The organism is Bradyrhizobium sp. S3.12.5 (assembly GCF_040548225.1).
Taxonomy (GTDB): Bacteria; Pseudomonadota; Alphaproteobacteria; order Rhizobiales; family Xanthobacteraceae; genus Bradyrhizobium; species Bradyrhizobium cytisi.
Window position 1 is genome coordinate 178,908 of record NZ_JBEPRF010000016.1, and the last position, 11,479, is coordinate 190,386.

The following is an 11,479-nucleotide window of genomic DNA, read 5'->3' on the forward strand; positions in this document are numbered from 1 at the left end:
GAAAAGCGCTACCTGTCCGCCCCATGACAGGACCCCTATCCAATATTGTGCACGTCATCGGCGCTGGCCTTGCCGGTTCCGAAGCCGCCTGGCAGGTGGCGAAATCAGGCGTGCCCGTGGTGCTGCACGAGATGCGGCCCGATCGCATGACCGAGGCGCACCGCACTGACGGGCTCGCCGAGCTCGTCTGCTCCAATTCATTCCGCTCGGACGATGCCGCCAACAACGCAGTCGGCCTGCTCCATGCCGAGATGCGCCGGCTCGACTCGCTGATCATGCGCGCGGCCGACGCCAACCAGGTGCCCGCCGGAGGCGCGCTGGCGGTAGATCGTGACGGCTTCTCTGCGACCGTCACCACGGCACTCAACGACCATCCGCTTATCGAGATCGCCCGCGGCGAAATCAAAGGTCTGCCGCCGGCCGATTGGAGGAACGTCATCGTCGCGACCGGTCCCCTTACCTCCGCGCCGCTGGCCGATGCCATCCGCGAGCTGACCGACGAGAACGCGCTCGCCTTCTTCGACGCGATCGCGCCGATCGTGCACCGCGAATCCATCGACATGTCGGTGGCCTGGTTCCAGTCGCGCTACGACAAGGTCGGCCCCGGCGGCAACGGCGCCGACTACATCAACTGCCCCATGACCAAGGAGCAGTATGACGGCTTCGTTGCCGCGCTGTTCGCAGGCGAGAAGACCGAGTTCAAGGAGTGGGAGACCAACACGCCCTATTTCGACGGCTGCCTGCCGATCGAGGTGATGGCGGAGCGCGGCCCCGAGACGCTACGCCACGGCCCGATGAAGCCGGTCGGCCTCACCAACCCGCACGATCCCATGACCAAGGCCTACGCGATCGTGCAGCTGCGCCAGGACAACAAGCTCGGCACGCTCTACAACATCGTCGGCTTCCAGACGAAACTGAAATACGGCGAGCAGCAGCGCATCTTCCGCACCATTCCCGGGCTGGAGAAGGCCGAGTTCGCCCGCCTCGGCGGCTTGCATCGCAACACCTTTCTCAACTCGCCAAAGCTGCTCGACAGCCAGTTGCGCCTGCGCGTGCAGCCGCGGTTGCGTTTTGCCGGCCAGATGACGGGCTGCGAAGGCTATGTGGAATCCGCCAGCGTCGGCCTGATCGCCGGCCTCTATGCGGCAGCCGACGTGCGCGGCGAAACACTGGCGAGCCCGCCGGGCACGACGGCACTCGGATCCCTGCTCGGCCACATCACCGGCGGCCATATCGAGACCATCGAGCCGGGCACCCGCTCGTTCCAGCCGATGAACATCAATTTCGGCCTGTTCCCGCCGCTCGCGACCGCGCCGACGAAGAAGCCCGACGGCACCCGGCTGCGCGGCAACGAGAAGACGGTGGCCAAGAAGCAGGCGATGAGCGCTCTGGCGCTTGCCGATCTCGATCGCTGGATCGCCGATCATTTGCGCATTGCCGTCGCGGCGTGAGTTTTCAATGAATCTTCCCAAAGATGACGCCGCGGTGCTCTCGGCGCGCTGGACCGAGGGCGTGCTGCTCAAGCGCGACGTGTTCTCGACCGTCGAGCGCGGCCGCTTCCGTGGCGACAGCGGCGAAGTTGACGCCGTGCTGCGCCGGCTCGACGAGGTGCCGTGGTGGTCGTTCCTGCTGGCGCGTCATCTTTTCGCGCGCGAGAAGCACGCGCTGGCGCTCGCCAAAGGCCTCAATGTTGGCCCTGAATTGCTCTGGGCCGGCCGCCGCGCTCTTGCGCGCGGCTTCGTCGACGGCGTCGCGCTGCATCTGGCAAAACCCCATGGCGATCTCGCCTATTTCCGCTCGGCCAAGGTAGCGCTGCGAAGGCTGCGCCGCGCCGGGATCTGCCACAACGACCTCGCCAAGGAACAGAACTGGCTGGTCGGCCGCGACGGCCGCGCCTATGTGACCGACTTCCAGCTTGCGGCCTGCTTCAACCGGCGCGGCCGGCTCTATCGCATCCTCGCCTACGAAGACCTCCGGCATCTGCTCAAGCACAAGCGCTCCTACGCGCCCGAGGCGCTGACGCCGCGCGAGCGAAAGATTCTCGCGAAGAAATCGTTCGCCGCGAGCCTGTGGCTTGCCACCGGAAAGAAGGTCTACCGCGCGATCACCCGCGGCCTGTTCAACTTCACCGACCGCGAGGGCGGCGGCCGTCGCCTCGTCAACGACGCACCGGTGCTGGCCGAGTTGATCCGCCAAAACCCCGCTGTCCGTGACGCCGCCATCGTCGCCTTTGCCGACCGCCGCTCGGGCGTGGGGCTCTATGCGTTCGTGGAGGCGGATCAGGCTGCGCTTGAAGGACAGCTCCGCAGCGAACTCACTACCGCCAAGGGACCAAAGCCGCCGGAACACATCCAGGTCGTGCACGCGCTTCCGCGTGACACCAGCGGCAAGCCGCGCACCGAGATCCTGCAACTGGTCGCCATGAACCAGCTCGACCTGATCGAGCCGATGATGAAGAACGATCAGGATCGCGCCTTCCTCAAGGACATCCTGGAGCAGCGCAAGAACCTGCGGGATCGCTTCAATTTCGAGGCGGACCTGCCCACCAGTTAGACGACGAGGTGCAGCGCGCCTTGAAGCGTCCACAATGCCGGTGGAGAAGCCGGGGATCACGCTGACTTGGGGAACGATGAATCGCTGGGGGACCATGAGGCGCTGCGCGGCCCTGCTGATCGCAGGTCTCGTGCTGCTGGCGGCCGCACCCGTGATGGCCGCGGAGTCCCCTGCCGAACAGATCTCCAGCTTCCGGCTGAAGCACGGTGAGGGCCGCGTCGTACGCGACACAACCCTCGACCGCATTGCTATAGACCAAGCCCGTGCGATGGCGGAGAAGGATGATCTCAGCCACGACGCCCTCGGCCCGTTCAACAAGCGCGTCGCGCCATCGAGAGCGGGCCGCGCCGCCGAGAATATTGCCTATGGCTACGACAATTTCGAGAAGACGCTCGGACAGTGGATCGATTCCTCCGGGCACCGCAAGAACCTGCTGCTGCACAACGCCTCCCGTGTCGGGATCGCCAGCGCGAAGAACGCCAGCGGCAAGCGCACCTATTGGGCCATGGTGATCGCCGGCGACTACGAGCCGAAGCCGGGCAAAGGCAGAAAGGACCGCGAGCCGCTGGTGGCCGTGAAACGCGAGGTTACGTCCGCCAGCAAGCCCAAATCCGGCAACTGCCATATCAAGCTGCTGGGCCTCTGCATCTGAGGCGAAGCCTAGCTTCGCGACCCGCCATCTTGCTCGCGTTCTCAGGCGCGTCTATTTCAAGCGCAGAGATCGCAAGACGCGGAGGCACACTTGATCGACATCGACCAAATCCGCGCCGATACACCGGCCGCCTCCCGGCTCGCCTATCTCCACAATGCCGGCGCGGCGCTGATGCCGACGGCCGTTGTCACAGCGATGAAGCAGCATATCGATCTCGAGAGCGAGATCGGAGGCTATGCCGCCGCGGACCGCGAGTCCGAGCGACTTGATGCGGTCTACGGCTCGGTGGCGCGACTGCTGAATGCCTCTCCGGACGAGATCGCGTTCATGGAGAACGCGACAGTCGCCTGGCAGATGGCGTTCTATGCCTTGCCGTTTCGCGCCGGCGACCGGATCCTGACCGCCGAGGCGGAATACGCCGCCAATTATGTCGCATTCCTGCAGGTCGCCAAGCGCACAGGCGCGGTCATCGATGTCGTGCCGAGCGACGCGACCGGCGAGCTCGACATCGAGGCGCTCGAACGCATGATCGACGACCGCGTGAAGCTGATCGCCATCACCTGGGTTCCGACCAATGGCGGGCTGGTCAATCCCGCCGCAGCCATCGGCAGAATCGCGCGCGCACGCGGCATTCCTTATCTGCTCGATGCCTGCCAGGCGGTCGGCCAGATGCAGGTCGACGTCGAAGCGATCGGTTGCGACATGCTGTCGGCCACGGGGCGCAAATTCCTGCGCGGGCCGCGCGGTACCGGCTTCCTTTACGTCCGCAAGCCGGTACTGCAACAGCTTGAACCGCCGATGATCGACCACTTTGCGGCGCCCTGGGTCTCGCGGGAGCGCTATCAGCTCCGCGACGATGCCCGCCGGTTCGAGACCTGGGAGAACAATTACACGGCCCGGCTCGGCCTCGGCGCCGCCGTCGATTACGCCTTGGCGATCGGCCTCGGCCCGATCGAGCAGCGCTGCCGCCTGCTGGCGGGCCGTCTCCGCAATGGCCTCGGCGCAATCAGCGGCATCACCGTTCGCGACCTCGGCGGTGCGCCGGGCGCGATCGTCAGCTTCACGATGGAGGGGCATGAGGCGGACGCGATCGTCCGCAGCGCCGCCGCGGCCGGCATCACCATCGGCGCCTCGCATCCGTCGAGCACTCGCATCGACGCCGAAGTCCGCGCGCTGCCGGTGGTCGTGCGCGCGTCTCCGCACTACTACAATACGGAAGCCGAGATCGATCGGCTGATCGCCCACCTCATGGGTCTGGCGCCGCGATAGAGGGGCTCAGGTGCAGCGCGCGCTCAGTCCGGATGCGCCGAGCTTGGCCATGACCTCGTCGAGATGCGCGCTGTCGCGGGTCTCGATGACGAGTTGCAGCAGCGTGGCCTTGGCCGGCAGGTCCGAGAAGGTTCGCTGGTGCGAGACTTCGATGATGTTGGCGCCGGCCTCCGCCAGCAGCGCGGCGACCGCGGCCAGCTGGCCCGGCCTGTCAGGAATATCGAGCGAGAGCTGGGTCAGCCGCCCCTCACGCGCGAGTTCGCGCGTCAGCACCGAGGCGATCAGCCTTGTGTCGATGTTGCCGCCGCTCAGGACCAGACCAACTTTCTCGCCGGCGAAGCGCGTGGGATCGGACATGATCGCCGCAAGGCCCGCGGCGCCGGCGCCCTCGACGACCGTCTTCTCGATCGAGATCAGGGTTGCGACTGCACGCTCGAGTTCGGCTTCGTTGACGAGCGCGATGTCGTCGACCAGTCTGCGGACGATTTCAGTCGTGATCTTGCCCGGCGATTTGACCGCGATGCCTTCGGCGAGCGTATCGCCGCGGGCCGGCAGATTGCCGCCATGGACGGCATTGTACATCGAGGGATAGAGCCATGCCTCGACGCCGAGAATCCGCAGCGACGGCTTGATCGATTTCGCCGCAATGGCGATGCCGCTGATCAGGCCACCGCCGCCGATCGGGACGACCAGCGTATCAAGCTCCGGCACCGCCTGGAGCATCTCCAGCCCGACCGTGCCCTGCCCCGCAATGACCAGCGGATCGTCGTAGGGGTGGACGAAGATCATGCCGCGGGCTTCACCGTGACTTCGCGCAAACGCAGCCGCCTCCTCCAGCGTCGCGCCGGTGACGACCACCTCGGCACCATGATGCCTGGTGTTCTCGACCTTCACCATCGGCGTGCCCACCGGCATGACGATCGTGGCGGGAATGCCGAGCCGCTTGGCATGATAGGCGACACCCTGCGCGTGGTTGCCCGCCGACATGGCGACGACGCCGCGCGCCCGCTCCTCCGGCGTCAGCGCCGTGAGCCGGTTCAGTGCGCCACGCTCCTTGAACGACGATGTGAACTGGAGGTTCTCGAATTTGAGCCAGAGCTCGCAGCCGTAAATGTTGCTCAGCGTCCGGCTGTAGCTGCAGGGCGTCTCGACGACGGCACCGCGGATGGTCTCAGCGGCGGCTCGAATGTCGCCAGGTGCGACCGGAATGCCGCTCAGATCGGGGACTGCAGTTTGGGACAATTCAGCCATGGGACAGCATAGAGCATTCGGCCGTCTCGGGCGATAAGCCAACCGCTATTTGGTAAATTCCCGGGATCGTGAAGCCCGCCACAGCGTCCACAACGTGCGCAACCGCGACACCGGCTGCGGCGCGAAAGGATTGCGCCCCGGCCGAGACAGGCGATCGAGATCGGCCCGCGCCTGGCTTAGCGGCAGGAATGCCGCCCGCGCCGACGGCGGCACCTGCGCCAGCAGGGATGAGGCCGTCGCCAGATGCTGCCGGGCTTCGTCCATGAGCTGATCCAGCACGGCATTCAGATGCGGCGTCTGCTTGCCGGCGAACACGTCCTCGATGCCACAGCCATGGCCGGTCAGGAATTGCTGCGGCAGGAACAATTGCCGATGGGCCGAGTCCCGCGGCAGGTTCGCGATCACCTGCGCGATGCCCTGCGCCAACCCGGCGTGCCGCGCGAGGTGCTCGCTCGCATCCGAAGCTTCGCCCAAGATCCGCGCCGCGAGCGCGAACAAGGCCGAAGACGTCGCCGCCAGATAGCCTTCAAGCGCTGTCATGGTCGGCATCGGATCGTTGTAGAGATCGAACTGATGCTCGTTGACGAGCAGCGACAATGGCTCGACCGGCAGGTCAAAATCGCGGATCGCGCGCAACAGCTCGGCCGCCACCGGATTGCCCTCGGCGCTGCCGTGAACGAGGCCCGAGAACAGATCGGTCCACCATTGAAAGCGGATTTCGCCGGGCAAGGGCTGGCTCACCTGATCGCGGACGCGGACGATCTCGACATTGAAGGCGTAGAGCGCCAGCAGCGCCCGACGTTCGGCGGCGGGCGCAAACAGGGTCGCGGCATAGCTTGGAAAGTCGTGGCTGCGCACGAGGTCGGCGCAGAATGTCACGGCGTCCGGCGGCGTCGTAGCGCGGCTCATGGTACGGCAATCAGCGCAGCCGCGACGCGGCGCCGTTCGCCGATCATGATGTTATAGGTGCGCACGGCCGGCCCGGTTTGCATGGTGTCCAGCACCACCCTCACCGCCTTCAGCGCCTGGCGCAGCTCCGGCGGCGGCAGCCAGACGCCGGTTCCGGTCCCGACCAGAAGCGTGTCGATGCTGTTGGCGGCCGCAAAAACCCGATCCAGCGAATAACGGTCGATCCTGGCGGGATCGGTCACGTCCCAGGCCCAGATCGCGTCAGGCAGGCACAGCAGCGAACCCCGATGCGACATGCCGGCAAAGGCAAAACCGCCCTTGCCATAGGCCTCGATCGGCGCCGAGCGTGGGAAATGGGGAGCGTTGGGATCGCCGGCCATGAGCTTCGTCCGAATGGGCTGACTGCCCTCGCAAACTCATGCGAGGGCCTGCGGTTCGGATCACGCCTTGCTTTTCTTCGCCGGCGTAGTCACTTCGACTGCGTCTTCGCGATGCTCGCCGACGCCGAGATAGATCAGGATCGGGGCTGCGATAAAGATCGAGGTGTAGGTGCCCACCAGCACCACGCCGAACATCATGACGGCCGTGAAGCTGTGGATGGCATGACCGCCGAACAGCAGCAGCGCCAGCAATGCCAGCGTCACCGTGAAGTGGGTGATGATCGAGCGCGACAGCGTCGAGTTGATGGACTCGTTGAGCAGCTGCGGCATCGGCATCTTCTTGTAGCGCCGCAGCATTTCGCGGATGCGGTCATAGATGACGACGGTGTCGTTGAGCGAATAACCGAGAATGGTCAGAAGCGCCGCGATGCTGGTGAGATCGAAGTCGACCTGGCTGATCGACATGAAGCCGATGGTCAGCACGATGTCGTGCACGTTGGCGATCATGGCGCCGAGCGCGAACTGCCATTCGAACCGGAACCAGAGGTAGATCAGGATCGACACGATTGCGAGCATCAGGCCCAGCATGCCGAAGGCCAGCAACTCGCCGGAGACGCGCGGGCCGACCACTTCGACGCGGCGATATTCAAAGAAATCGCCTAGCGCCGTGCGGACTTTCTGCACGGCTTCCTGCTGCGCGGCGTCGCCGCCCGGCTGCTCCGCGACACGGATCAGGACGTCCGCGGGACCGCCGATTTGCTGGATCTGGACTTCGCCCAGGCGCAAGCCATCCAGTGTCGTGCGCATCGCCGCGATGTCGGCGGTGCCCGACTTGGCCCGCACCTCCAGCAGCGTGCCGCCGCGGAAGTCGATGCCGAAATTCAGGCCATGGGTGAAGAACAGCGTGATGGCGACAATCGACAGCGCCGCCGAGATCGGGAAGCTGATGCGACGGAAGCGCGTGAAGTCGAAATGCGTATCGTCAGGGACGATGCGCAGCGACGGCAGCAGGCCGAACACCGAGACCACGGTGAGGACAGCAATGAGGATGCCGAGCCCGATGAGAACAATGTGAGTCACGGTCAGGCTCCTAGATCGGCACGCTCTGCGGCCGCTTCCACCGCACCCACCCGGCGACGATCAGCCGGGTCAGCGTGAAGGCGGTGAACACCGTGGTGATGATGCCGATGCCGAGCGTCACGGCGAAGCCGCGCACCGGGCCGGTACCGATATAGAATAGCACCGCGGCGGCAATGAAGGTGGTGATGTTGGAATCGAGGATGGTCGCGAGCGCCCGCTTGAAACCGGCGTCGATCGCCGAGATCGCGTTGCGGCCGCTGCGCAGCTCCTCACGGATGCGCTCGTAGATCAGCACGTTGCTATCGACCGCGATGCCGACGGTGAGCACGATGCCGGCGATGCCGGGCAGCGTCAGCGTGGCGTTGAGCAGCGACAAGAGGCCGAAGATCATGGCGACGTTGATGGCCACCGCGATGTTGGCGAACACGCCGAACAGCCGGTAGGTCAGCAGCATGAACACGATGACCATGATCGAGCCGACATAGGCCGCCAGCTCGCCCTTCTCGATCGAGTCCTGGCCGAGGCCCGGACCGACGGTGCGCTCCTCGACCACCGTGAGCGGCGCCGGCAGCGCGCCGGCGCGCATCAGGATCGCAAGATCGTTGGCAGCCTGGACCGTGAAGCTGCCCGAGATCTGCCCCTGTCCGCCCGTGATGGGCTCGCGGATCACAGGCGCCGAGATCACCTCGTTGTCGAGCACGATCGCGAACGGCAGCCCCACGTTCTCCTGCGTGGCCTGCGCGAATTTGCGGGCGCCAGTGGAGTTGAAGCGGAAGGAGACGATCGGCTCATTGGTGCGCTGGTCAAATCCGGGCTGCGCATCGGTGAGCTCGGCGCCCGAGACCAGCACCTGCTTCTTGACGACGTAAGGCACCTTCGGCGAGTTCTGGCTCATCAGCAGCTCAGAATCCGGCGGCACTCCACCGCGCTGCGCCTGGTCCGGCGGCACCGAGGTGTCGACCATGCGGAATTCCATCTTGGCGGTCTTGCCGAGCAGCTCTTTCAGATGCGTCGGGTCCTGAAGGCCCGGGACCTGCACCAGAATGCGGTCGTTGCCCTGACGCTGGATCACCGGCTCGACGGTGCCGAGCTCGTTGACGCGGCGTTCGACGATCTGGATCGACTGCTCGATGGTCTTGCGCATGCGCTCGACCATGGCAGGCTGCGACAGCGCCAGACGGATCAACCCGCCGCCGGCATCGGATATGTCGAGGTCGCGCTGGGTGCTCGACCCGAGCAGTCCGCCGATCGGTTGCGAGAGGTCACGCAGCTTGGTCAGCGCGGCCTGGAGATCGGTATCCTTGACCCGGACCTCGACCGTGTCGCCGCGGGTCACGAGGCCGGTATAGCCGATCTTCGCCTCGCGCAGCGCGCGGCGGACGTCGTCGCGGACCTGGTCGAGCTTTTCCTTCTTGACGTAATTGCCATCGACCTCGAGCAGCAGATAGGAGCCGCCCTGAAGGTCGAGGCCGAGCACGAGCCGGCGCTGGGCCCAGGCGGGCCAGGTCTTGACCTGCGCTTCGGGGAAGAAGTTCGGGACCGCGCAGAGGCACACGATCAGCGCTGTCAGGATAATCCCGAGCGCCCTCCACCGCGTGAAATACAACATCGACTGGACCTGTCAGATCAGGAGATTTGAGAGACTCGCGGAAGCGCTTACTTCGCCGCGGCGTCGTCCTTGGCGCTTTCCTTCGCGCTGTCCTTGGCCGGCTCGCCCTTGGCGCGCACGCCCGAGATCATCGATCGCATCTGGCGCACGCGCACGCCGTCGGAAATCTCGAACTCGATCTGGTCGTCATCGACCACCTTGGTGACCTTGCCGACCAGGCCGCCCGAGGTCACGACGGTGTCGCCGCGGCGGATGTTCTTCACGAGCTCGGCGTGGTCCTTCACCTTCTTCTGCTGCGGGCGCAGAATCAGGAAGTACATGATCACGAAGATCAGGGCGAACGGCAGCAGCGACATCAACATGCTGTTGGTGTCACCGGCGCCCGCGGCCTGGGCATACGCAGGGGTAATGAACATTCGGACGATCCTTGTGGAAACAGGGGAAGCCGGTCAGGCCCTTGCGGCGACCGGTCCGGTCAAATTCGCGCGGACTATAGCGGCCATTGCCCCAATTGCAACGCTGCCAGACCGTCGATTTGGCCACCTTGCGGCCGGCCGTCATGCCCGATAAGGCTGCATTCTCAGGAACTTCGGACATGCCCAAAAAACCAAGCAAAAGCCCGGCCGGCAAAGGCCCCCGTACCCCTGCCACCAAGCCCGCCCGGGTCGCGGCAAAACGCCCCAAGGCGGTCTCAAGGGCGGCCCTCAAGGCCTCCCAGGACCCTTCCCAGGAGCGCATCGTCCGCGCACTGGAGACCATTGCGGCGCACCTCGCCGCCCAGGGCAACCCGGTTGTCGCGCGCGAGTCGTTCAAACAGGCGGACGCCTATGTCTGGCACCCCGACGGCCGTCTTGCTGCGGTGCCGCGGGTCAGCCGCGTCGAGCTATTCCTGCTTAGGGGCGTCGACCGGGTGCGCGACATTCTGATGGAGAACACCGAGCGGTTCGCCAACGGCCTGCCCGCCAACAACGCCCTGCTGTGGGGCGCGCGCGGAATGGGCAAGTCCTCGCTGGTGAAGGCGGCTCACGCCAGCATCAACGCCGACCGCAAACCCGCCGACAAGCTGAAGCTGATCGAGATCCACCGCGAGGACATCGAGAGCCTGCCGGCGCTGATGGAGCAACTGCGCGCCTCGTCCTTCCGCTTCATCGTGTTCTGCGACGACCTTTCCTTCGACGGCAATGATGCATCCTACAAGTCGCTCAAGGCTGTGCTCGAAGGCGGCATCGAGGGCCGGCCCGAGAACGTCATCCTCTACGCCACCTCCAACCGCCGCCATCTGCTCGCGCGAGAGATGATCGAGAACGAGCGCTCGACCGCGATCAATCCCGGCGAAGCGGTCGAGGAAAAGGTCTCGCTGTCGGACCGCTTCGGCCTGTGGCTTGGCTTCCACCGCTGCAGCCAGGACGAATATCTCGCCATGGTGCGCGGCTATTGCGGCCATTTCGGCGTCAAGGTCGACGATGAGGCGCTGGAGCGCGAGGCGCTGGAATGGTCGACGACGCGCGGCTCGCGCTCGGGCCGTGTCGCCTGGCAATTCGTGCAGGAGCTGGCGGGACGGCTCGGCGTGAAGCTTGCGACCAAGTAGCGCTGTCTTCAAAAACACGATCGCCCGCTCCAGTGCGCAATTGCGCACAAGGCGGGCGATCACAGGGCTTGCCTTGATGCGGGGGCGAAGGCGCTAGAGCGTTAGCCCATCTGACTGAATCGTTGGGGATTCACAAATCAGCGTTTTGGTGATTCAAGCTACCCGCCGGGACGGGAGGCCGGCGGGCA

General features: G+C 65.4%; 11 protein-coding genes. 5 read left to right on the top strand and 6 right to left on the bottom strand.

Annotated features, from left to right (window positions below; all coding sequences use genetic code 11):
* Nucleotides 1-23 precede the first annotated feature (23 nt).
* From trmFO to ABIC09_RS24270, 4 genes are all read left to right on the top strand, one after another.
* Nucleotides 24-1,451 carry a methylenetetrahydrofolate--tRNA-(uracil(54)-C(5))-methyltransferase (FADH(2)-oxidizing) TrmFO gene (gene trmFO, locus ABIC09_RS24255; protein ID WP_354110811.1) on the top strand — a complete coding sequence of 476 codons (1,428 nt, stop codon included), beginning with the start codon at nt 24-26 and terminating at the stop codon, nt 1,449-1,451.
* Between the two features lie 7 nt (nt 1,452-1,458).
* Nucleotides 1,459-2,553 (top strand): AMP-binding enzyme, encoded by a 1,095-nt coding sequence (locus ABIC09_RS24260; protein ID WP_354082994.1) that lies wholly within the window; start codon nt 1,459-1,461, stop codon nt 2,551-2,553.
* A gap of 94 nt (nt 2,554-2,647) precedes the next feature.
* A complete protein-coding gene (locus ABIC09_RS24265; RefSeq protein WP_354034575.1) occupies nt 2,648-3,205 on the top strand; it encodes a CAP domain-containing protein in 558 nt (185 codons plus the stop codon).
* 90 nt (nt 3,206-3,295) lie between these two features.
* The gene (locus ABIC09_RS24270) at nt 3,296-4,474 is read left to right on the top strand and encodes an aminotransferase class V-fold PLP-dependent enzyme (protein ID WP_354110812.1); all 1,179 of its coding nucleotides are present in this window, start codon (nt 3,296-3,298) and stop codon (nt 4,472-4,474) included.
* Between the two features lie 6 nt (nt 4,475-4,480).
* Here ABIC09_RS24270 and ABIC09_RS24275 read toward each other — a convergent pair whose 3' ends face one another.
* The 6 genes from ABIC09_RS24275 to yajC are packed head-to-tail and all read right to left on the bottom strand — an operon-like array spanning nt 4,481 to nt 10,119.
* Nucleotides 4,481-5,725: a threonine ammonia-lyase gene (locus ABIC09_RS24275; protein WP_148753784.1), complete on the bottom strand. Its 1,245-nt coding sequence runs from the start codon at nt 5,723-5,725 to the stop codon at nt 4,481-4,483.
* A 45-nt stretch (nt 5,726-5,770) separates the two neighbouring features.
* On the bottom strand, nt 5,771-6,634 hold the full coding sequence (locus ABIC09_RS24280) for a phytoene/squalene synthase family protein (RefSeq protein ID WP_354110813.1): 864 nt from the start codon (nt 6,632-6,634) through the stop codon (nt 5,771-5,773).
* Nucleotides 6,631-7,014, bottom strand: a complete 384-nt coding sequence (locus ABIC09_RS24285) for an Mth938-like domain-containing protein (RefSeq protein ID WP_148753782.1) — start codon at nt 7,012-7,014, stop codon at nt 6,631-6,633. The genes ABIC09_RS24280 and ABIC09_RS24285 overlap by 4 nt, the downstream gene beginning before the upstream one ends.
* 60 nt (nt 7,015-7,074) lie before the next feature.
* A complete protein-coding gene (secF, locus tag ABIC09_RS24290; protein WP_148753781.1) occupies nt 7,075-8,094 on the bottom strand; it encodes a protein translocase subunit SecF in 1,020 nt (339 codons plus the stop codon).
* A 10-nt stretch (nt 8,095-8,104) separates the two neighbouring features.
* Nucleotides 8,105-9,703 (bottom strand): protein translocase subunit SecD, encoded by a 1,599-nt coding sequence (secD, locus tag ABIC09_RS24295; RefSeq protein ID WP_148753780.1) that lies wholly within the window; start codon nt 9,701-9,703, stop codon nt 8,105-8,107.
* A gap of 47 nt (nt 9,704-9,750) precedes the next feature.
* Entirely contained in the window at nt 9,751-10,119 is a 369-nt protein-coding gene (yajC, locus tag ABIC09_RS24300) for a preprotein translocase subunit YajC (protein WP_148753779.1), read from the bottom strand.
* Nucleotides 10,120-10,298: 179 nt separating this feature from the next.
* Here yajC and ABIC09_RS24305 point away from each other — a divergent pair, with 179 nt between their 5' ends.
* Nucleotides 10,299-11,291 (top strand): ATP-binding protein, encoded by a 993-nt coding sequence (locus ABIC09_RS24305; protein ID WP_354110814.1) that lies wholly within the window; start codon nt 10,299-10,301, stop codon nt 11,289-11,291.
* Nucleotides 11,292-11,479 lie beyond the last annotated feature (188 nt).